Genomic DNA, 20,916 nt, shown 5'->3' on the forward strand with positions numbered 1-20,916 from the left:
CTAGCAACAAGGTGACAGCTGGAGCTGTGTCGACGAGGACGCCGGTGGAGATTCTTCCGCCGGCGTCCTTGCTCGGACGGGGCCCGCACTGTGTGTTCAGCGCCGCGTTTCGAACTGGCCTAGCGACTTTATGGCTGTGTTCATCTGCAGGTATGCCCCCGTAGCGAGGTTGGTCAGTAGCTCCAGTTTCACGGCGGGTGCGTCTTTCGTCAGTGCATCGAAGTCCGCGACCGAGAGCACTCCTACGGTCAACGGCGTGTCCGCGCAAAAGTCGAGGATGAAGGTCGTGCCGGTCAAGAGTGGCATCTCGCCGAAGCTCATGCCCGGCGACAACGTCGTTATTCGATGACGTGAACCGTCTTCAGCCACGAGGATCGAGCTGACTTCACCGGCGAGCACCAGGAACAGCCCCGACGCCGAGTCGCCGCCGCGCACGATCACTTGACCCCGGGGATAGTGCCGGATATCGATCAGCGCTTCCACTTCCTCATGCTGGGCGGGGGTCAGTCCACACAGGACCGGGTGTTCGGACACCGAGATCGTCTCGGGCTGCCGCGGACCAACGCAGTAGCGGTCGAGTAGCAACTCTTCCGCCCATCGAATCGCCGAGCCGGCATCGGAGAAAATCCGCCCCGCTACAGCGTTCGGGTCGACACTGGAAACCTTGTGTCCCATGATGCCCTGTGGGTCGACCAGCGAGGCTCGGCAGCCACGTTCGGCGAGGTGTTTGTGCAGGTCGTCGAACATGTTGCGCGCTACGTCACTGACCTCGCCGACCCCGCGGACATCGATGACCAACGCGTCGAGCTTATCGTCGAGGTTGCCGATCTCGCGTACGGCTGTTTCGGCACCAGAGAACAACAGGTCACCATGTAGTTCGTATACCCTTGCGCGAATACCGAATTCGGCGAGAGCATCTTGCTCGACGTCACTTCTGCGCTTTCGAGACGGTACTTCGGTGAGCGTGTAGCGAGCGCGTATTGCCGAACGGGCTGCACGGGTCACATGCAGGAAGTGAAGTTCGAGCCTGGTGGACAATTCGCGACAGGTCGCCACTCCACGCACGCTGCTCCCGTGTTGATCCAGACGCGGGGAATACACCGCAATTCCCATCTGCCCCGGCAACACTGCGAGCAGTCCACCTCCGACCCCGCTCTTGGCGGGCATACCCACTCGCGCAACCCAGTCGCCTGCTCCGTCGTACATTCCGCAGGTGGTCATGACGCTGAGTACTCGTTCGACGAGGGCGGGTGCCAAAGCTCGTTCCCTCGTTCGTGGATTCACGCCGTTGTTGGCCATGGTGGCTGCCATCATGGCCAGATCGGCCGCGGTCACATCGATCGAACATTGACGAAAGTAGAGGTCGACGGCCGCGTCTGGATTCTCCTCGATGATGTCGAAGGACCGCAGCATGTATCCGATCGCGCGGTTTCGATTTCCGGTTCTGGCCTCGGAGGCGTAGACGCTCTCGTTGAAGGTGAGTTCTCGGCCCGCATAACGTGAGTACGCCAACCTGATCCGCTCGAACCGCTCTTTCCGCGTGCGTCCTTTGATCAACGACGCCGAGGTGATGGCGCCGGCATTGATCATCGGGTTTCTGGGACGTTCGGTGATCGGGTCCAAACTGATCTCGTTGAACGGCTCACCCGACGGTTCGATATCGATCTTGCGGGCAACTGCAGCCTCACCACGATCTGTCAGTGCCAGTGCATAGGTGAACGGCTTCGAGATCGACTGAATGGTGAAGGGGGTCGCTGTGTCGCCGATTTCGTAGACATAGCCATCGCTGGTCGCGAGGGATATCCCGTAACCGTCGGGTGCGACTGCCGCGAGCTCCGGAATGTAATCGGCAACCGAGCCCGACGTATTGTCTCGACACGCGTCGAACACGTCCTTCAGGATCTGATCCACGACAGTTGTCATGAGGTGACCCTATGCTGCGGCCACCGCCTGCGATGTGACGATCGACGCGCTGGGATTGTTGGGTGCATATGCCGGACCGCAGTATTGTCGATCAGTAGGAGCTATCTCGGCGTCGCTCCACGGGACGCTACGTAGACTGGGGAGACAAGACAGTTCGCATCGAACAAGGCAAGACTGCAAGGACCGAAGATTTCCGGCCGGAGGGAGCGATCTCGTTGGGTGTCCTAGCTCGAATTCAGACGCCCGAGGACTTGCGCCGACTGGCCCCGTCCGAAGTGGCAGACCTGGCAGACGAGGTCCGTGAGTTCCTGGTCGACAAGGTGTCGGCGACGGGAGGTCATCTCGGACCGAACCTCGGTGTCGTCGAATTGACGCTTGCAATCCACCGTATCTTCTCTTCGCCACACGACCCGATCATTTGGGACACCGGCCACCAGGCCTACGTGCACAAGATGATGACCGGTCGGACCGGAGCTTTCGATTCGCTGCGCAAGCAGGGCGGTCTTTCCGGCTACCCCTCACGCGCAGAGAGTGAACACGACTGGGTCGAATCTTCACACGCATCGGCTTCGCTGTCCTACGCGGACGGACTGGCAAAAGCTTTCGAACTGAAAGGGCAAACCGACAGGTCCGTGGTGGCCGTCGTCGGCGACGGTGCCCTGACCGGTGGCATGTGTTGGGAGGCCCTCAACAACATCGCTGCAGGCAAAGACCGCTCGGTTGTCATCGTTGTCAACGACAACGGACGTTCCTACGCACCGACGATAGGCGGCCTCGCCGAGCATCTCGCAGCGCTTCGGCTGCAACCCGGTTATGAGCGGGTCCTCGACAACGGTCGGCGCATCGTCCGCAAGATTCCGTTCGTCGGCAAGACCGCATACGCGATGTTGCACGGCATGAAGGCCGGCGTGAAAGATGCGCTGAGCCCTCAGGTCCTTTTCACCGATCTCGGTATCAAGTACCTCGGACCCGTCGACGGTCACGATGAGCCTGCGCTCGAGTCGGCACTTCGACGCGCCAAGGACTACGGCGGCCCAGTCATCGTCCACGCGGTGACGCGCAAAGGGATGGGTTACGCGCACGCCGAGAACAATGTTGCCGATCAGATGCACGCCACCGGTGTCATCGATCCGCTCACCGGACAATCACGCTCGGCGGCCGCACCGGACTGGACGTCGGTCTTCTCTCGTGAACTGATCGATATCGCGGCCGACCGCCAAGATATCGTCGCGATCAGTGCGGCGATGGCAGGTCCGACCGGTTTGGCTGCATTCGGCGAGGAGTACCCCGGTCGGCTCTTCGACGTCGGGATCGCGGAACAGCATGCCATGACCTCAGCGGCAGGCCTTGCACTCGGCGGTATGCATCCAGTCGTGGCCGTGTACTCGACGTTCCTCAATCGTGCATTCGATCAGTTGCTCATGGATGTTGCGTTGCTGAACTTGCCCGTTACTTTGGTTCTCGACCGTGCAGGTGTCACCGGCAACGACGGAGCCAGTCACAACGGCATGTGGGACATGTCGCTGCTGGGGATAGTGCCAGGGATCCGTGTCGCTGCTCCTCGTGACTGCGCAACCCTTCGGGAGGAGCTCGCCGAAGCTTTGGCGGTACACGACGGTCCCACGGCGCTGAGGTTCCCCAAAGGTGCTGTGACGGATGATGTTCCAGCGCTGCGACGTCTCGACGGTATTATCGACGTCCTCGTCGAGCCGGAGCCCGGAGAGCGTGATGTTCTCATTGTTGCCGTGGGGGCCTTCGCTTCGATGGCGGTCGATGCAGCTGAAAAGCTTGCAGCTCAGGGTCTTTCGGTTACAGTGATCGATCCGCGCTGGGTGCTTCCGGTGCCGGAATCGCTCCTCGAGATGGCCAAGGATTTTCGTCTCGTCGTCACGATCGAAGATTCGGGCCTACATGGCGGAATCGGATCGAGCGTGTCTGCCGCTGTCCGCGCCGTGGGGGTCGACACGATCTGTCACAGCATCGGTGTGCCACAGAGATTCCTGGATCACGCCTCTCGCGAGCAGATTTTCGGTGAGCTCGGCTTGACCTCGGAAGACGTCGCACAGCGAATCGTGGGCTGGGCAAAGTCGATCTGAGTCGAACCGCAGTCTTCGATACCTTGTCCTTGAAGTAGGGAGCAGACTACGCGATGAGAGCATTTGTCAAGAAGAGCGCAGAGGACGATGCGGTCGAGTTGGCCGAGGTACCCGTACCGCGCATCGACGATGTCGAATTGCTGGTCCGTGTGCACGCGTTCGGCGTGGGCATCCACGACACTTCATTTGTGCCCGTCGATGCGGCCTACCCGTATCCGATCGGCATGGAGGCATCAGGTGTCATCGAGGAGATAGGGAAGGACGTGTCGGGTCTCCAGCCTGGCGATCGCATCGCTTTCATCAGCTCTATGCAGTCCAAAGGTGGCACGTGGGCGGAGTATGTAGCCGTCGAGTCGAGTTCCCTCATCGTCCCCATACCCTCAGCGATGGGGTTCGGCGAGGCGGCTGCAGTACCCGTCGCCGGTAACACCGCGCTGCGAGCGATCGAGGCTCTTGGAGTGCCCCGCCGGGCGGTTCGTTGTTCGTCGCAGGCGGCTCGGGAGCGGTGGGTACCTTCACCGTCCAGATAGCTCGGCAACGTGGATGGCGGGTCGGCGCGTCGTCCTCGACCCGCAATCACGACTATGTGCGCATGCTCGGAGCGGAGGCCGTGGTGGATTACCAGGACTCCGATTGGACCCAGCAGATCCGGCAGTGGGCGCCGAACGGGGTCGACGCTGCGATTGTGGTGCAGCCGAACACCTCCGCGCAGGTAATGGAAGCAGTGAAGGACGGTGGCCACCTGATCTCGATCTCTGGGGATCGAGTTGAGCCCGAACGCGGTGTGCGGGTGCAGGTGGTGCCGCATCTCAGCGGTGTGCGCGATGATCTGGTGGAAATGATGGCCCGGAGCTCCCGAGGGGAAGCGCACGTGGAGATCGAGCGTACGTATCCGTTCGAAGAGGCTCTGGATGCGCTGGCACGTGTACAGACCAGGCACACCCGAGGCAAACTCGTCGTCGTCGTGGAGTGACCGGACCTCTCCTCCTCGTCATCGAAAAGGAACTCGTCCACCTCAACTCGATTGGTCCTCCGCGTTCGTCTGTTCCACTATGCGTACGTCTTCGACGAGATGAGCACGAACGAACGGATCGTAGGTGAACAATCGACTGGCCGTGTCCAAATCTGTCGATTCGACTATGAACTTTGCGCCACTGTGGTCCGCCGATGGTCCGGAAGATCGCACGATCCCGCGTCGGATCATCTCGGTGAGCCATGCACGGTGATCCGTCCGGTGATCGTCTCTACCGGAGGATGATTCCGGTGTGTAGGAGTATTCGACGACGAACGTGGACATGACATCTCACTCTCTCCGAGAAGTGGCTTAGATAACCATGTCTTCGAGTTCCATGCCCTTGGTCTCGCGAATCTTGAACTTGACGAAGAAGAAGGAGAGCAAAGCGAAGAACGCGAAGAATGCGTAGATGAATCCGAGTCCGATTGTCTCGGTCAGTGGAGGGAAAGCCAGCGTGATTGCAAAGTTGGCTACCCAATTGGCGGCGGTACTGATGCCCAGTGCGACCGCGCGCATTCGGTTGGGGAACATTTCACCGAGCATGACCCACATGATCGGTCCCCAGGTAGCAGCAAAGAAAACGACGAACAAATTGGCACCGACAAGGGCCACCGGACCCCATGGATCGGGGAGGGTGATGTCGTCCCCGGACCCGATCGACTGCGTGAAGGATACTGCTGCAAGAACCAGACCGACGAACATTCCGATGGAACCGATCTGCAATAGATTCTTTCGGCCGAATCGATCGACGAACAGAATCGCCACGAAGGTCATGCTCACGTTGATGACCGACGTGATCACCGAGGTGACGAACGACTGGTTCTCGCTGAACCCGACCGATTTCCACAGAGTCGTCGAGTAGTAGAAGATCGCATTGATGCCGACGAATTGCTGCAGAATCGCCATGGTGATACCGACCCAGACGATGGGTTGCAGTCCGAATTTAGGCCCCCGTATGTCCGCAAACGAAGATTTGGCCTCAGCTCTGAGTGTGAGTCGAATTTCCTTGACTCGTTCGTTCGGATGCATTTCGCCGGAGATTTCACCGAGAATGCGCGCGGCTTCTTCGTCGAGGTGCTTGCCTACCAGGTATCTGGGCGATTCCGGAATGAGCGTGGCGAGGAAGCCGTACACGAGCGCGGGGACGACGCCGACGAGGAACATCCATCGCCAAGCTTCCATCCCGAACCACAGGTCGTTCGATGGCCCACCTGCAGCGTTCTGCAGTACCGCGTCGGAGAGCAATGCGGCGAAAATACCGATGGTGATCGCCAACTGCTGAAGTGACGCGAGACCGCCGCGGTACTTCGCCGGGGCGATCTCCGAGATGTATGCAGGCGCGATCACCGAAGCGATCCCGATCCCCAATCCGCCGATGACCCGCCACAGCATCAGGTCCGGAACACTGAATGCGAAACCTGAACCGACCGACGAGATGGTGAACAGTGCCGAGCCGAGCAGCATGACGCGTTTGCGTCCCCAGCTATCGGCGAGTCGACCGGCGAACCATGCGCCCACCGCGCAACCGAGTAGCGCAATGGCGACGGCGAAACCCGTGATGAACGAGCTCAGGCCGAAATTCTCCTGAATCGAATCGACCGCACCGTTGACGACCGAACTGTCGAAACCGAAGAGAAAGCCGCCGACTGCTGCGGCGACGGTGACTCCGATGACTTTTGCGGTGTAGCGATCTGTAGGTTGCGTCATTGCGAACCCAGCTTTCGAGGTCGTGTGCCAGCAGCGATGGTGGTTAGGCCATCATGGCCCCGGTCCGCGCGGAAGTGGTGCAAATCGGCGGATTTTCACCCGAAGAGTTACCGCATGTGTCGGGTAGTCACCGTGGGGGTGGCAAAACGACAAAGGGTGTCGAAACGAAAGACGGCCCGCACATCGAAAGTGCGGGCCGTCTCTCAGTATTCGACTCAGACGCTGGCAACGCCGGGAGCGAGGAAACGCTGCCCGGTGGCCGCCTCCGATGCGCCACTACGATCGAGGTACGGCGTGATGCCGCCGTTCCAGAATCCGAACCCACCGCCGAGCAGCAGGCAGAGGTCGATGTCCTCGGCCGCCGCCACGACGCCTTCGTCGAGCATGATTCGGATCTCGTCGGCGATTGCGTTGCGGGTGCGATCGAGCACCTGCTCTGCGGTCGACGGTGAGTCACCCTGGGGCCATAGGGCCGCAACCTCGGGGTCGACGACCTGGCCTTCGGGTCCGTACGTCCAGACGCCGGGCTTCTTCGCCTCGACCAGGGCGCGGAATCCGGGGGAGTCCTTGAACCGATCCGGGTAGGCCTCTGCGAGCGTCTCGGCCGTATGCAATGCGACGGCAGGCCCGACCAGAGCGAGGAGAGTCAACGGGCTCATCGGCATACCGAGTTCGCCCACCGCACCGTCGGCGACGGCGAAGGGGGTGCCCTCGTCGATTGCCCCGATGATCTCGTTGGATGCGCGGGTCACCAAGCGGTTGAACACGAATCCCGGAAGGTCTGCGGACAGAACCGCGGACTTCTTGAGTGTCTTCGCAGTCGCGAATGCTGTTGCCAGCGTTGCATCGTCGGTCTTCTCGCCCTTGACTACCTCGAGAAGCGGAAGGACGGCTACGGGGTTGAAGAAGTGGAACCCCACAACGCGTTCCGGGTGCTTCAGATCTGCAGCCATCTTGGTGATCGACAGCGAGGACGTGTTCGTCGCGAGAATCGTTTCTGCGGAGACGAATTCTTCGACCTCGGCGAATACCTTCTTCTTCACATCGAGGTCTTCGAACACGGCCTCGATGACGAAATCGGTCTTGGCGAAAGCGGCCTTGTCGATCGATCCGGACACCAGCGCCTTCAGTCGATTCGCTGCGTCGGGGGAGACGCGCTTCTTGCCGAGCAGCTTGTCGATTTCACCGTGGACGTAACCGACGCCCTTGTCGATGCGTTCCTGGTCGATGTCGGTCAGAATGACGGGCACCTTCAGCTGACGCACGAACAGCAAGGCAAGCTGACTGGCCATCAATCCGGCACCGACGATGCCGACGCCCGTGATCTTGCGAGCCAGCGACTTGTCGGGTGCGCCGGCGGGACGCTTCGCGCGCTTCTGAGTGAGATCGAACGCGTACAACCCGGCGCGAAGTTCGTCCTTCACCAGCAACGTCGACAGTGCGTCGTCTTCTGCGGCGAAGGCCTTGTCCAGCGAAGCAGAATCGGTGATGTCGGTGTTCTTGGCAAGCTCGAGCAGTTCTACCGCAGCTACGGGGCCCGGTGCGAAGTTGCCTGTTTTGCCGGCCACGATGCCCTTCGCACGCGCGATGGCGTCGTCCCACGCCTGGCCGCGGTCGATCTCGGGCCGACTCGGAACGACGTCGCCGTTCAACACCCGAACAGCCCATGCAAGAGACTGCTCGATGAAGTCGGCGCCGCCGAATATGGCATCGACGACGCCGAGGTCCACCGCTTGCTGCGGCTTCAGCGTGCGGTTCTGGTTGAGCGAGTTCTCGATGATGACGGTCACTGCGGTGGAAGCACCGACGATGTTGGGCAGCAACTGGGTGCCGCCCCAACCGGGAACGAGTCCGAGAAATGCCTCGGGGAGCCCCAACGCTGCGGCGTTGTCAGCGACAGTTCGGTAGCGGGAGTGCAATCCGACTTCGAGTCCACCGCCGAGTGCAGCGCCGTTGATGAAAGCGAACGTCGGGATGGGTGACTCGCGCAGGCGACGGAACACCTTGTGGCCGAGCTGCCCGATTTGGAGCGCCTCGTCCTTGGTCTTGATGTTGGGTACGCCGTTGAGGTCGGCACCGACCGCGAAGATGAACGGCTTACCGGTCACCGCGATAGCGACGGGATCAGCTGCGAAGGCCTCGTCGAGCGCGGCATCGAACCGCGCGAGTCCGGCCGGGCCGAACGTCGACGGCTTGGTGTGGTCGTAGCCGTTGTCCAGCGTGATGAGGGCAATGCTGCCTTCGAGGCCGGGTACGGAGATGATCTTGGTGAACGCGTTCGTGACTACCTCGTCCGGCATCACCGGTTTCTTCGTCGCTTCGCTCGTGGGGCTAGTGGTGATGTCGCTCATGCCTTCGCTCCTGAGTAATCGGAGTGGATCGGGTTTTCCCAAATGACGGTTCCGCCCATACCGAGCCCGATGCACATGGTCGTCAGGCCGTAACGAACGTCGGGGCGCTGAGCGAACTGGCGGCTCAACTGGGTCATCAGTCGCACACCAGAGGAGGCGAGGGGGTGTCCACAGGCGATTGCGCCGCCCCACTGGTTGACGCGGGGATCGTCGTCGGCGATGCCGTAGTGCTCGAGGAATGCGAGAACCTGCACTGCGAAAGCCTCGTTGATTTCGAACAACCCGATATCGGAGATGCTCAAACCTGTACGACCGAGCAACTTCTCAGTAGCGGGGACCGGTCCGATGCCCATCACAGCAGGGTCGACGCCTGCGAACGAGAAGCCGACCATACGCATACCGATGTTCAGGCCGAGTTCGTGCGCGGTGTCCTCGCCGGCGAGGATCGCAGCAGTGGCACCATCGTTGAGACCGGCAGCATTTCCCGCTGTGACCCGGCCCGCTGGGCGGAACGGAGTCTTGAGCTTGGCGAGATCGTCGATGGTTGTTCCGGGACGCGGTGGCTCGTCCTCGGTGGCCAGGCCCCAACCAGCAGCGGACTTGGTGGCTACCGGTACGAGTGTGTCGGCGATGAAGCCGGCCTTCTTGGCGGCCTCGTACTTGTTCTGGCTCGCGACGGCGTAGGCGTCGGTGCGATCCTTGGTGATACTCGGAAACCGATCGTGCAGATTCTCGGCCGTGTTGCCCATGACGAGTGCACTCGGATCGACGAGCCTGTCGGTGAGGAAGCGTGGGTTGGGGTCTACGCCCTCGCCCATCGGGTGACGGCCCATATGCTCGACACCACCGGCGATGACGACGTCGTATTGACCGAATCCGATTCCGGAACCTGTCGTCGTCACGGACGTCATCGCGCCCGCACACATGCGGTCGATGGCGAATCCGGGGACGCTGTGGGGGAGTCCGGCGAGGAGAGCGGACGTGCGCCCGATGGTCAGCCCCTGATCACCGGTCTGCGTCGTAGCCGCGATGGCGACTTCGTCGATGCGCTCCGGGGGCAGAGCCGGGTTCTTCCGCAGTAGTTCGCGGATCGCTTTGACGACGAGGTCGTCGGCGCGAGTATCGGCGTAGATGCCTTTGGGGCCTGCTTTGCCGAACGGTGTGCGAATGCCGTCTACGAACACGACATTGCGCTGTGAGCTTGTGGACGCGGGTACAGACACGCTTCGATCCTCCCGGGAAGATGCGGAATTGCGGCCCGGCTGACGCCGGACCGCCATCCACTCTAGCCGGTATTACTCGCCGGTAACTTGCTCAGGGGTGCCGCTCTCTCGCTGAGGGGTCCCAGGCTCTTGTTCGGAAGTCAAGGCGTCGGCCAGAACTGGTACGACCAGTTCCCGCTGCCACGGTCGGGCCCGGCCCTCGGTGAGCTTCTTGTCGATGATGACCTCCGCGACATCACGTTCGACAGGTGTCCAATCCCACACCACCCGACGCAGCAGATCCGGCATGAGTAGGTTCTCCACCGGCACCTCGACGTCTTCGCTCAGTGCTGTCATCGCCGTACGAACGGTGGTCAATCTCTCCGCGGCCTCGGGTTCACGACGTGCCCACCGATTCACTGGAGGAGGGCCGTCGAAGGGAGCGGACTTGGGTGGAAGTTCCTCGCTCGGTAAGCGTCGTGCGCGCTCGAGGGCGGACAGCCATACCTTGGTCGAGCGTCGCTGACGCGGACCACCGAATACCGGCAATGCACGTAGTTCGCCCTCTGTCTTCGGGTCTGCCGTCGCTGCGGCGACAATCGCCGAATCGGGCAGAATTCGGCTCGGCGCGATATCTCGGTGCTCCGCGATCTCGTCGCGTGCACGCCACAATTCACGCACGGAGGCCAGTACCCTCGCCGACTTGACGGCGTGGATTCCTGACGTCTTTCGCCAGCGGTCAGGCTTGGGCTTTGGTGGACCCAGCGCAAGGATGTGCGCAAACTCTTGTCGTGCCCACTCTGTTTTGTCCTTCGCAGCGAGTTCTTCGGCCATCGCATCGCGCAGCTCGAGCAGAACTTCGACGTCGAGCGCGGCATAGTTCAGCCAGGTGTCAGGGAGTGGGCGTGTGGACCAATCTGCGGCTCCGTGCCCTTTCTGAAGCGACAAGCCGAGCGTGCGTTCCACGATCGGACCGAGCCCGACTCGTTCGAAACCGGCTAGTCGTCCGGCTAGTTCGGTGTCGTACAAAGCCGCCGGCACGAGACCGAGTTCGGCGAGACCGGGCAAATCCTGGTCGGCCGAGTGCAGGACCCATTCGAGTGGATTGATCACCGAAGCCAGCGGTTCGAGTGCGCCGGTTACCGGGATCGGGTCGAGCAGGACGGTGCCTGCACCTCGTCGTCGAAACTGCAATAGGTAGGCGCGCTGCGAATATCTGAAACCGGACGCACGTTCGGCATCTACCGCTAGCGGGCCGTGACCACCCGCGAGTAGCTTCGCCGCCGCCACCACGCCCTCGGGGGTGTCGACGACTGCTGGAACGCCGTCGACAGGCGCCAGCAGGGGTGTCGGAGCGGGCGCATCGACATTGTCACCGTCGTTCGTTACGTCCGAGGCATCGTTGGAACTCATCGCTGACATGAGAGCAGACTCTAAGCCCTCGTACCGCGAAGCCGTGCGAACTCAGGTCCGGTTACCACCGTGCGTGCGGAGTTCGGTAATACCGGCGGGTGGCAGTCCAGCAGCATAGGCAAGCACCTCGCAGAAGGCCTCGACATGCGGAGCCAACTCTCCGGTGGTGGGGGTCCACGACGCGCGCAATTCGAGCTGATGGGCTCGCGGTGGACCGGCGATATCACCGTAGCGCACCGAACTCGTCGACGTCACCGTCCCGCCGAGGGCGTTCAGTGACTCCGACCGGCTCTCCAAAGCATCGACCAACCAACTCCACGCGACCTCGGGCAGCATGGGGTCGGAGGCAAGCGATTCATCGACATCGGCCTGGATATAGGCCACAAGACGCCTTGTTCCGTTCCAGGCTTCGTCACCGTCCGGGTCGTAGAGCAGAATCAGCCGACCGAACGCATCGCCGTCGGATTGTTCCGCGATATCTTCGGAGGTCGAATGCTGAACTTCAGCGCCCATCGCGTAGCTGAACGGGGCTAGGCGTTGCGGTGGCCGGATCGGTCCGAGTTCGATGGCGGGGTGCACGACGGCCCGTTGCATCGCCTCGACAGCCGATCGAAACGGCGCAGGTTCGGCAGTGGATCCGGGATTGGTCACGACTCCGGACGTTAGACTCGTCACCTTCGGGATCGTCGGAGGCGCGCCGCAAGTGTGACCGACTGCAGGGCAACCGGCCTGGGATCGTCGGGGCCATGAGACGCGCTCAGGCCTGCGTGGCGGCAATATTCTGTTCTCGTGGCAGCATGGATGGCAATGAACACAAACGCGCCGTACCCTCGCCGTCAGCTGCCCGACGCGCCTTTGTTGGCCACCATCGCGGGACGGCCGACATCGCGTCGTCCGGTGTGGTTCATGCGGCAGGCCGGGCGATCGCTTCCCGAGTACCGCAAGCTCAGAGTCGGCACCGGCATGCTCGAGTCGTGCTTCACTGCCGATCTGGTCGTCGAGATCACGCTGCAGCCGGTTCGGCGCCATGATGTCGATGCAGCCATCCTGTTCTCGGACATCGTGGTTCCACTGAAGGCCGCGGGTATCGATCTCGACATCGTTGCCGGGACAGGGCCGGTGGTGGCGTCGCCGGTACGTTCGGCAGCCGACGTCGCAGCGTTGCCGCCGTTGAGCGCCGAGCAGGTGGAGCCGGTCACCGATGCGGTGACAACGCTCACCCGAGAACTGGGTGATACCCCGCTCATCGGATTCGCTGGTGCTCCGTTCACGCTTGCCTCCTACCTGGTCGAAGGTGGACCGAGTAAGAACCACGAGAAGACCAAAGCGCTCATGCGCTCGGATCCAGCGACGTGGCACACCCTTCTCGACACTCTGGCGGACACGACGATCACGTTCTTGCAGGCACAGCTAGCGGCGGGTGTCGACGCGGTTCAGCTCTTCGACTCCTGGGCCGGCGCGCTCTCACTGGCGGACTATCGCGAGTTCGTGCTGCCTCACTCGACCAAGGTGCTCGATGCGATGTCCCCGGCCGGCGTACCGAAGATTCATTTCGGTGTCGGGACCGGCGAACTCCTCGGTGCCATGGGAGAGGCCGGTGCCGACATGGTCGGTGTGGACTGGCGGATTCCCCTCGATGTCGCAGCCCGACGCGTCGGCCCGGGGAAGGCGTTGCAGGGAAACCTGGACCCTGCGGTGCTCTTCGCGGGTTGGGATGCCGTCGAGAGTGAGGTTCGACGCATCGTCGCCGAGGGCGATCGCGCTGTCGAGGGTGGCGCTCTGGGGCATGTCTTCAACCTCGGTCACGGAGTTCTGCCCGATACCGATCCGGATGTGCTGACCCGGGTGGTGGAGTTGGTGCACTCGCTGTGACCGGAAGGCCGCCGCGGGTTGTGGTGGTGGGTGGCGGGATAACCGGCCTTGCCGCTGCATTCAGGTTGCGCCAGATGTGGGGTCCCGAAGCCGACATCACCATCGTCGAAGAATCGATGCGCCTCGGCGGCACGTTGCGCACGATCACGTTGGCCGGCGGTCCGTTCGATGTCGGTGCCGAGGCCTTCATCGGCCGTCGACCCGAAGTGCCGGCCCTGATGGATGAGCTCGGATTGAGCGCGCAACTCGTCCACCCGGCCGGATTGCGTCCACTCGTCTTCTCGGGCGAGAAGCTTCACCCACTGCCGACCGGAACGCTGATGGGGATCCCGGCCGACGTGGCCTCCGTGGAGGGGCTGGTGGATGCACGGACGCTGGCAGCTATCGCCGGTGAGGGCGACACCGAATTGCCCTGGGACCGAAACAGCGATGTCAGCGTCGCCGAATTGGTCGGGTCGCGATTCGGTGAACAGGTTCTCGCGAGATCGGTCGACCCGTTGCTGGGCGGCGTCTACTCGGGGCTCTCCGATTCGATCGGGGTCCGCGCAGCATTACCTACCCTGGCAGCGGCCCTGGACGCCGGAGCTACCAGTCTGTCGGCGGCCGTGGCATCTGCGCTTCCCGCTCCGAGTTCAGCGCCGGTTTTCGGAGCACTGCGTGATGGATATCGCACCCTGATCGATGCGCTGATAGCGGCTGCAGCACCGCGCACCGTATTCGGCACTGCCGTGACGGCCGTTCGCCGCGAGGACAAGGGTTGGGTGGTGGATCCGATCGGGCACGTCGACGCGGTGGTGCTGGCCGTTCCCGCGCCGGCACTGGCGTCGATACTGTGCGCTGTCGTTCCTGATGCCGCTGCAGCCGCAGCCGAAATCGAGCTCGCGTCGTCCGTCGTGGTGGCCATGGCGTTCGACGCTGCCGTCGACCTCCCCGACAACTCCGGCGTGCTCGTAGCCACCGACGCCGGACTGGCCGTCAAGGCGTTCACGTTGTCCAGCAGGAAGTGGTCACATATTGCAGAGCGTGGTATCTCACTCGTCCGTGCCTCGCTGGCAAGATTCGGCGACGCAGGCCCGCTCACCTGGTCCGACGAACAGTTGGTCAAGGCGGCCGTACGAGACCTGCATCGGGTGACCGGCGTGGATTCTGCACCGTCGTCCTCGTTCGTGCAGCGATGGCACGGCGGCCTACCTCAGTACGCACCCGGCCACCTGGGTCGAGTTGCCGCAATCGAGGCAGCTGTGCGCGATGTCGACGGGTTGGCAGTGGCAGGTGCGTGGAGTCACGGTGTCGGAGTGCCTGCTTGTGTCGCTTCGGCCACCAGAGCAGCCACACGCATTGCGGAAGTGGCACGATAGAGCCATGCCACGTTTGGACTACACAACCCTCAATTCGACCCTCCGCTACCTGATGTTCTCGGTCTTCAAGGTCACGCCCGGCGTCCTGGGTGAGGACCGAGCCGAAGCCGCCAAGCAGGCGCGAGTGTTCTTCGAGAGTCAGGAAGACAAAGGCGTCGCAGTACGTGGTGTGTACGACATCGCAGGCATGCGAGCCGACGCCGACTTCATGGTGTGGACACACGCGGAACGCATCGAAGACCTGCAGGCTACGTACTCTGATTTCCGTCGCACGACCGCGCTCGGTAAGGCCAGTACCCCAGTGTGGAGCAACACCGCGCTGCACCGGCCGGCCGAGTTCAACAAGTCTCACGTCCCGGCGTTCATCGCAGGCGAAGAACCCGGTGCCTACATCTGTGTCTACCCGTTCGTACGTTCCATCGATTGGTACTTGCTCCCCGACGAAGAGCGGCGCACGATGCTCTCCGACCATGGCAAGGCCGCGCGCGGGTACAAGGACGTGCGCGCCAACACCGTCCCGGCGTTCGCGTTGGGTGACTACGAGTGGATCCTCGCCTTCGAAGCTCCCGAACTCGATCGGATCGTCGACCTGATGCGGGACCTACGCGCAACCGAGGCGCGTCGGCACGTTCGCGAGGAGACTCCGTTCTTCACCGGACCACGCGTCGACGTCGAAGCACTCGTCACGTCACTCCCGTGACCTCGGGGTCGGAGACGCACGCTTCGGGACCAGGTGTTGTGCGGGACCGGGCCGTCGCGTCTCCGATCGAGGCTGTGGTGTTCGACTTCTCCGGAACGCTGTTCCGTTTGGAGGAGGACGAGAGTTGGTTCGAGACCGTCACGCACTCGGATGGAACACCGGTCGACGGTCACCGTGCGGCGGAATTGATGCGACGGATGACTGCGCCAATGGGGGAGGTCGTCGAGTTCGACGAAGTGAATAGGCACGCCTGGAATAACCGTGATCTCGATCCGGCGCTGCACCGTCAGGCATATTTGCATGTTCTTCGTGAATCCGGCGTCACAGATCGCGCTCAGGCCGAGTCCGTGTACGGCCGAGTTATCGACCCTTCGTGTTGGACTCCGTACCCGGACACGGCGCACGTGCTGTCGATGCTCGCCGGCAGAGCGATTCCAGTGGCCGTGCTGAGCAATATTGCCTTCGACATCCGCTCGGCATTCGACATGCTCGGAGTGATTGACTACGTCAGCGAGTTCGTCTTGTCGTACGAGGTCGGCTACGTCAAACCTCAGCCTGAAATATTTTTTTCTGCGGTGCGTTCGCTCGGGGTGGATCCGGTGCGGACCTTGATGGTCGGTGACAGTGAAGAGGCTGACGGGGCGGCACGGGCAATAGGCTGCTCTTTTGCCCTCGTCGATCCGATCGCGACGGGAGAGCGTCCCACAGCTTTGCTGGATGCACTGGCGAGCAACGGAATTCGATGAGGCCGCAGCACCCGGAAACGTCTCAGCACATGGGTCACTGGGGAATGTTTCGAGCTGAAAGTGCCGACGGCGAGGTGACCGCCGTGCATCCCCAGGAGACCGACCGCAATCCCTCGCCCGTACTCGGCAATCTCGTCGGCTCGGTGACACACCGGTCTCGGGTGAAAGGCCCTGCCGTTCGACGCGGTTGGCTCGAGCGTGGTCCAGGTCCGACAGATCGGCGCGGTAGCGGAGAGTTCGTTTCGGTGTCCTGGGACGAACTCACCGAATTGCTGGCAGTCGAGCTTTCTCGCGTGATCGACAGGCATGGCAACCAGGCGATCTACGGCGGTTCCTACGGGTGGGCCAGTGCAGGACGATTCCACCACGCGCAGAGCCAGGTTCACCGATTTCTCAATTGCATCGGCGGCTATACGCGCTCGGTGCACAGCTATTCGCTCGGTGCCACCGGCGTCGTCATGCCGCACGTTCTGGGAGCCCACTGGAAGATGTTCTCTCGCTCCACCTCCTGGGACGTGATCGCCCGGAAGACGGAACTGATCGTCGCGTTCGGCGGAATCCCGCTGAAGAATACCGGCATCAACCACGGAGGTACCTCCGACCATCCCACGGCTTCGGCTCTGGATGCGCTCCGCGCCCGTGGCGGAAAGATCGTCACCATCAGTCCGCTTCGAAACGATCTCGACGGTGCGGCTCGTTGGATGACGCCGATTCCCGGCACCGATGTCGCGATGATGCTCGGACTGGCCCACGTTCTGGTGTCCGAAAACTTGCACGACACAGCATTTCTCGACCGATATTGCACCGGATACGCACGCTTCGAGGAGTATCTGCTCGGAGTCGCGGACGGCACACCCAAGACCGCGGAGTGGGCGTCGAACATCTGCGGCGTCTCCACCTCGGAGATCACCGACCTGGCACGCGAGATGGCGAGGCGTCGCACTTTGATCACCGTCACGTGGTCACTGCAGCGGACGAAATCGGGCGAGCAAGCACCGTGGATGGGCGTGACACTGGCGTCGATGCTCGGACAGATCGGCATCCCCGGCGGGGGATTCGGGCACGGCTACGGGTCGATGAACGAGCCTGGTCTCGCGCCGGTACCGTATCCCCTTCCCACGTTGCCCCAGGGCTCGAATCCGGTGAAGTCGTTCATCCCGGTGGCTGCCGTGTCGGACATGCTGCTCCACCCCGGTGAGGAATTCGATTTCGACGGACAGCGACTGACGTATCCCGATATTCGGCTGGTGCATTGGGCGGGCGGCAATCCCTTCCATCATCATCAGGATCTCGGACGACTTCGCCGGGCGCTGGCACGACCCGACACGGTCGTGGTGCACGACCCGTACTGGACGCCCATGGCCAAGCACGCCGACATTGTCGTCCCGTCGACGACATCGCTCGAGCGCAGTGACATCAGCTGTACACGCAACGATCCACTGCTGGTCGCCATGCACCCTGCCGTGCCGCGATTTGCCGACGCGCGAGACGACTACGACACATTCTCCGCGCTGGCCGAAAGACTCGGAGTCGGTGCGCACTTCACCGAGGGGCGCACTTCGGGGGAGTGGGTGGAGCATCTCTACGCTCAGTGGCGGGGTTACCTACGCGGAATGAATGTGGACACTCCAGGTTTCGAAGAATTTTGGCAGCTCGGTTCATGGCGGATGGCGACCGAGGACGGACTGACCCTGCTCGAGGACTACCGCGGCGATCCTGAGAAGTACCCGCTTCGAACCCCGAGCGGGCGCATAGAGATATTCTCCGAGGCGATCGAGAAGTTCGGTTACGAGGACTGCATTGGGCACCCAGCGTGGTACGAACCGGTGGAGTGGCTCAAAGGAGAACGTGCGCAACAGTTTCCGCTACATCTGATCGCGAATCAACCACGAACACGGCTGCACAGCCAACTCGATCACGGAGCGAGAAGTCAGGCTTCGAAGGTGCATGGCCGTGAGCCGATCCGGATGCACTCCAAGGCCGCGAGCGAGCGAGGGCTACACGACGGCGACGTAGTCAGGGTCTTCAACGACCGTGGGTCTTGTCTTGCAGGCGTCGTGGTGGACGAGGACATGATGCCCGCCGTGGTGCAGTTGGCGACGGGTGCCTGGTACGACCCCGAGGACCCTGCGGACACCGGATCTATGTGCGTACACGGCAATCCGAATGTATTGACAGCCGACGTCGGTACATCCTCGCTGTCACACGGGTGCACGGGCCAGCATGTGCTGGTGCAGATCGAACGCTTCGAGGGCGTAGTGCCACCGATCACTGCGTTCGATCCGCCACAGTTCGTAGAACGAGAGACAATCAGAAGACGACTCGGCTGATGGTTTCCGCAATCAACGCTGGCTTGTCTTCGCCCTCGATGTGCAGTGTGTTGGTTGCCACGATCTGGAGTGCGCCACCGGACACTTCCTCGGCCGACGTCAGTGTGGTTTGCAACCGGACGTGCGATCCGACCTTGACCGGGTTGATGAAACGAACCTTGTTGGACCCGTAGTTGATTCCGAGCTTGACATTCTCGATGGTGTAGATCTGCCAAGTGAGCACCGGGATCAAGGACAAGCTCAAGTAACCGTGCGCAATGGGGCCGCCGAACGGGCTTTCCTTCTTTGCTCGTTCGACGTCGACATGAATCCATTGATGATCATCCGTGGCGTCGGCGAAGGTGTCGACCCGGTCTTGAGTGATCTGCATCCAGTCACTGGTGCCGAGGTCCTCGCCGACGGCCGCGGTGATCTGCTGTGCTGACGTGAAAGTGCGCATAGTCACATTATGCGCTGCGCGCCAGGCCGGTCGGGGGTCAGGACGGGTCGAGAACGAGAGAAATCGAGTTGATGCAGTACCGCTGATCTGTGGGCGTCGGGTACCCCTCGCCCTCGAAGACGTGGCCGAGGTGGCTGTGGCAGTTCTTGCAGATGACCTCGACGCGTCGCATCCCGAGCGTGGTGTCCTCGTTGAGGATGACCGCGTCACTGTCTGCAGGATCGAAAAACGACGGCCAACCGCAGTGTGACTCGAACTTTTCGGTACTGCGAAACAGTTCGGCCCCGCATGCGCGGCAGCTGTACACACCATCGGTCTTGGTGTCGGTGTACTCCCCGACGAACGGACGCTCGGTGCCCGCCTGACGCAGGACTGCGTACTCCTCGGGGGTGAGCTTCTCTCGCCATTGTGCGTCGGTGAGCTGAACGGCGGGAACAGAATTTTTTTCGGTCGCTGAACTCATGACACCACGCTAATACTTCTCGAGCTGCTTCGTTGTTTGCGCAGGTGAGCTCTCCGGAAGGAGGTACTCGGGTTCGATTCCGTCGTCGAGGCGGCCGTCACTGCGGGCAGCGAAGTACCGTCCGATCAGAACCGAGAAGATCACGATGATCAGCAAGCTCCAGCCGAACGTAGTGCGCATGTAGTCCATTGCTCGGCCTCCCGTCGGGAATCGACCGGACAGCCAGCGGTCGTAGCTCATGAATCCATAGATTGCGAGCCACGCCGGCCAATTTCGGAGAACCGAGTTCTTGAGCACGACCGTCATCAATAGCGGGAACAGCAGCATCGAGTAGTACATCTGGCCGAGTGACCCGAGTAGCCAGTGTGCTGTCAGGACAAGGCCCGACGTTGTCGCAATGAAGAACAGGCGGTCCTCGCGGCAGTAGCGATAGAGCAACCACAGCGACACCAGAACCATCACGCCGAGAACCCCGCGGATTCCGTAGATCAGGAGCTCCGGCAATCCGTAGTAGCGGCCGTTGCCGACAATCGCGCTGTTGAAGTAATCGCGCGACTCGAGGAGATAGGGGAGGGTGCGGTCGATGAACTCCATCGGGTCCACCGACAGCGGCCAGGCGATCACGAGCAACACGACCGGAATTGCGATTGCGGTGATGAAAACTTTCCACTGCTTGGTCATCAGCGGAATGATCAACAGCGGTGCGAGGATCGGTTTGATGGCTAGTGTCAGCCCCATCGCCACACCGGCGGACAAGTCTTTTCGCTGGAGCAGCCAGTAGATGAATGCAACCTCACCCAACAGAACGAAACCGTTGAAGTTGGTGAACACCAAAGTGTTGGTCACTGTTTCACTCGCGAAGACAGCGAGAAGAAGTGCAGGCGCCGCGACAGAGTTCAGACCGAAGCCGAAGATCTTGAGCAAGATGTACAACGCAAGAACGATGGCAATCGTGCTCGCCAAGATGAACAACCAGCGAGAACGTTCGGGGTCGATGATTGCGAGAGGCGACAACAGCATCGTCGCGCTCGGCTGATAGAGATAATGCGGATCAACCGAGTCGAAGTTCGCCGTATACACCGGCTCGCGATTGAGAAACGCGAGAGCAGCCCGGTATACGGGGATGAAATCATTGGTGAAGTCACCGTTGACCGCCCGTACGATCGCCCGGTTGAGAACAGTCATGATGGCGATCGGCCATAGCGCGAACCGGACTACATCCGCGGTCGTCCGGCCGTTGCGGGGCTCGAGGAAGCTAAGTGACACGTGGGAACGGTACCTTGACCGGGCTCGGGCAATGA

Annotated in this window: 17 protein-coding genes and 1 pseudogene; 8 read left to right on the forward strand and 10 right to left on the reverse strand. The window is 61.8% G+C overall.

The features are described 5' to 3' along the window. Positions 1 to 96 precede the first annotated feature (96 nt). Positions 97 to 1,923, reverse strand: a complete 1,827-nt coding sequence (glsA, locus tag QMK32_RS14815) for a glutaminase A (protein ID WP_283475769.1) — start codon at positions 1,921 to 1,923, stop codon at positions 97 to 99. Positions 1,924 to 2,138: 215 nt separating this feature from the next. Between glsA and dxs the strand changes: the two are divergent. The 3 genes and pseudogenes from dxs to QMK32_RS14830 all read left to right on the forward strand — a co-directional run. Then, positions 2,139 to 4,004: pseudogene (gene dxs, locus QMK32_RS14820) on the forward strand (1-deoxy-D-xylulose-5-phosphate synthase); the annotation flags it as partial. Between the two features lie 68 nt (positions 4,005 to 4,072). Next, entirely contained in the window at positions 4,073 to 4,549 is a 477-nt protein-coding gene (locus tag QMK32_RS14825) for an alcohol dehydrogenase catalytic domain-containing protein (RefSeq protein WP_283475771.1), read from the forward strand. Then, entirely contained in the window at positions 4,525 to 4,992 is a 468-nt protein-coding gene (locus tag QMK32_RS14830; RefSeq protein ID WP_283475772.1) for a zinc-binding dehydrogenase, read from the forward strand. Before QMK32_RS14825 ends, QMK32_RS14830 begins: the two co-directional genes overlap by 25 nt. Before the next feature lie 42 nt (positions 4,993 to 5,034). On the opposite strand, the gene QMK32_RS14835 is transcribed toward QMK32_RS14830, so the two are convergent. From QMK32_RS14835 to QMK32_RS14860, 6 genes are all read right to left on the reverse strand, one after another. Next, positions 5,035 to 5,316, reverse strand: a complete 282-nt coding sequence (locus QMK32_RS14835; protein ID WP_283475773.1) for a YciI family protein — start codon at positions 5,314 to 5,316, stop codon at positions 5,035 to 5,037. A gap of 27 nt (positions 5,317 to 5,343) precedes the next feature. Then, entirely contained in the window at positions 5,344 to 6,741 is a 1,398-nt protein-coding gene (locus QMK32_RS14840) for a sugar porter family MFS transporter (RefSeq protein ID WP_269305500.1), read from the reverse strand. 215 nt (positions 6,742 to 6,956) lie between these two features. Beyond that, the gene (locus tag QMK32_RS14845; RefSeq protein WP_283475774.1) at positions 6,957 to 9,092 is read right to left on the reverse strand and encodes a 3-hydroxyacyl-CoA dehydrogenase NAD-binding domain-containing protein; all 2,136 of its coding nucleotides are present in this window, start codon (positions 9,090 to 9,092) and stop codon (positions 6,957 to 6,959) included. Beyond that, entirely contained in the window at positions 9,089 to 10,315 is a 1,227-nt protein-coding gene (locus QMK32_RS14850) for a thiolase family protein (protein WP_084348754.1), read from the reverse strand. The genes QMK32_RS14845 and QMK32_RS14850 overlap by 4 nt, the downstream gene beginning before the upstream one ends. Positions 10,316 to 10,387: 72 nt before the next feature. Next, complete coding sequence (locus tag QMK32_RS14855; protein WP_283475775.1) at positions 10,388 to 11,716, reverse strand: HRDC domain-containing protein; 1,329 nt, start codon at positions 11,714 to 11,716, stop codon at positions 10,388 to 10,390. 42 nt (positions 11,717 to 11,758) lie between these two features. Then, positions 11,759 to 12,358, reverse strand: coding sequence for a DUF3000 domain-containing protein (locus QMK32_RS14860; protein WP_269305509.1), 600 nt, complete (start codon positions 12,356 to 12,358; stop codon positions 11,759 to 11,761). Between the two features lie 156 nt (positions 12,359 to 12,514). On the opposite strand from QMK32_RS14860, the gene hemE reads away from it, so the two are divergent. From hemE to QMK32_RS14885, 5 genes are read left to right on the forward strand one after another with little or no spacing between them, the layout of a single operon-like run. Further along, a complete protein-coding gene (hemE, locus tag QMK32_RS14865; RefSeq protein ID WP_269305510.1) occupies positions 12,515 to 13,579 on the forward strand; it encodes a uroporphyrinogen decarboxylase in 1,065 nt (354 codons plus the stop codon). Continuing rightward, the gene (locus QMK32_RS14870; RefSeq protein ID WP_283475776.1) at positions 13,576 to 14,937 is read left to right on the forward strand and encodes a protoporphyrinogen oxidase; all 1,362 of its coding nucleotides are present in this window, start codon (positions 13,576 to 13,578) and stop codon (positions 14,935 to 14,937) included. Before hemE ends, QMK32_RS14870 begins: the two co-directional genes overlap by 4 nt. A 4-nt stretch (positions 14,938 to 14,941) precedes the next feature. Beyond that, a complete protein-coding gene (gene hemQ / locus QMK32_RS14875) occupies positions 14,942 to 15,637 on the forward strand; it encodes a hydrogen peroxide-dependent heme synthase (protein ID WP_269305513.1) in 696 nt (231 codons plus the stop codon). 38 nt (positions 15,638 to 15,675) lie between these two features. Continuing rightward, positions 15,676 to 16,383: an HAD family hydrolase gene (locus QMK32_RS14880; protein ID WP_283475884.1), complete on the forward strand. Its 708-nt coding sequence runs from the start codon at positions 15,676 to 15,678 to the stop codon at positions 16,381 to 16,383. Continuing rightward, entirely contained in the window at positions 16,380 to 18,713 is a 2,334-nt protein-coding gene (locus QMK32_RS14885; RefSeq protein WP_283475777.1) for a molybdopterin-dependent oxidoreductase, read from the forward strand. The genes QMK32_RS14880 and QMK32_RS14885 overlap by 4 nt, the downstream gene beginning before the upstream one ends. Here the strand turns inward: QMK32_RS14885 and QMK32_RS14890 are convergent. From QMK32_RS14890 to QMK32_RS14900, 3 genes are read right to left on the reverse strand one after another with little or no spacing between them, the layout of a single operon-like run. Beyond that, entirely contained in the window at positions 18,694 to 19,152 is a 459-nt protein-coding gene (locus tag QMK32_RS14890) for a MaoC family dehydratase (protein WP_283475778.1), read from the reverse strand. The two genes, QMK32_RS14885 and QMK32_RS14890, sit on opposite strands and share 20 nt — an antisense overlap. A 37-nt stretch (positions 19,153 to 19,189) precedes the next feature. Then, positions 19,190 to 19,615 (reverse strand): peptide-methionine (R)-S-oxide reductase MsrB, encoded by a 426-nt coding sequence (gene msrB / locus QMK32_RS14895; RefSeq protein WP_084348760.1) that lies wholly within the window; start codon positions 19,613 to 19,615, stop codon positions 19,190 to 19,192. 9 nt (positions 19,616 to 19,624) lie between these two features. Continuing rightward, a complete protein-coding gene (locus QMK32_RS14900) occupies positions 19,625 to 20,881 on the reverse strand; it encodes a glycosyltransferase family 87 protein (protein WP_283475779.1) in 1,257 nt (418 codons plus the stop codon). Positions 20,882 to 20,916: the final 35 nt, after the last annotated feature.

The organism is Rhodococcus sp. H29-C3, from assembly GCF_030063405.1.
Lineage (GTDB): Bacteria > Actinomycetota > Actinomycetes > Mycobacteriales > Mycobacteriaceae > Rhodococcoides.

Bases quoted from the DNA above. Each gene is read 5' to 3' on its own strand.
- msrB (WP_084348760.1), bottom strand. From the start codon at position 19,615: ATGAGTTCAGCGACCGAAAAAAATTCTGTTCCCGCCGTTCAGCTCACC.
- glsA (WP_283475769.1), bottom strand. From the start codon at position 1,923: ATGACAACTGTCGTGGATCAGATCCTGAAGGACGTGTTCGACGCGTGT.
- hemQ (WP_269305513.1), top strand. From the start codon at position 14,942: ATGCCACGTTTGGACTACACAACCCTCAATTCGACCCTCCGCTACCTG.
- QMK32_RS14890 (WP_283475778.1), bottom strand. From the start codon at position 19,152: ATGCGCACTTTCACGTCAGCACAGCAGATCACCGCGGCCGTCGGCGAG.
- QMK32_RS14855 (WP_283475775.1), bottom strand. From the start codon at position 11,716: ATGTCAGCGATGAGTTCCAACGATGCCTCGGACGTAACGAACGACGGT.
- QMK32_RS14845 (WP_283475774.1), bottom strand. From the start codon at position 9,092: ATGAGCGACATCACCACTAGCCCCACGAGCGAAGCGACGAAGAAACCG.
- QMK32_RS14825 (WP_283475771.1), top strand. From the start codon at position 4,073: ATGAGAGCATTTGTCAAGAAGAGCGCAGAGGACGATGCGGTCGAGTTG.
- QMK32_RS14885 (WP_283475777.1), top strand. From the start codon at position 16,380: ATGAGGCCGCAGCACCCGGAAACGTCTCAGCACATGGGTCACTGGGGA.
- QMK32_RS14835 (WP_283475773.1), bottom strand. From the start codon at position 5,316: ATGTCCACGTTCGTCGTCGAATACTCCTACACACCGGAATCATCCTCC.
- hemE (WP_269305510.1), top strand. From the start codon at position 12,515: ATGAACACAAACGCGCCGTACCCTCGCCGTCAGCTGCCCGACGCGCCT.
- QMK32_RS14840 (WP_269305500.1), bottom strand. From the start codon at position 6,741: ATGACGCAACCTACAGATCGCTACACCGCAAAAGTCATCGGAGTCACC.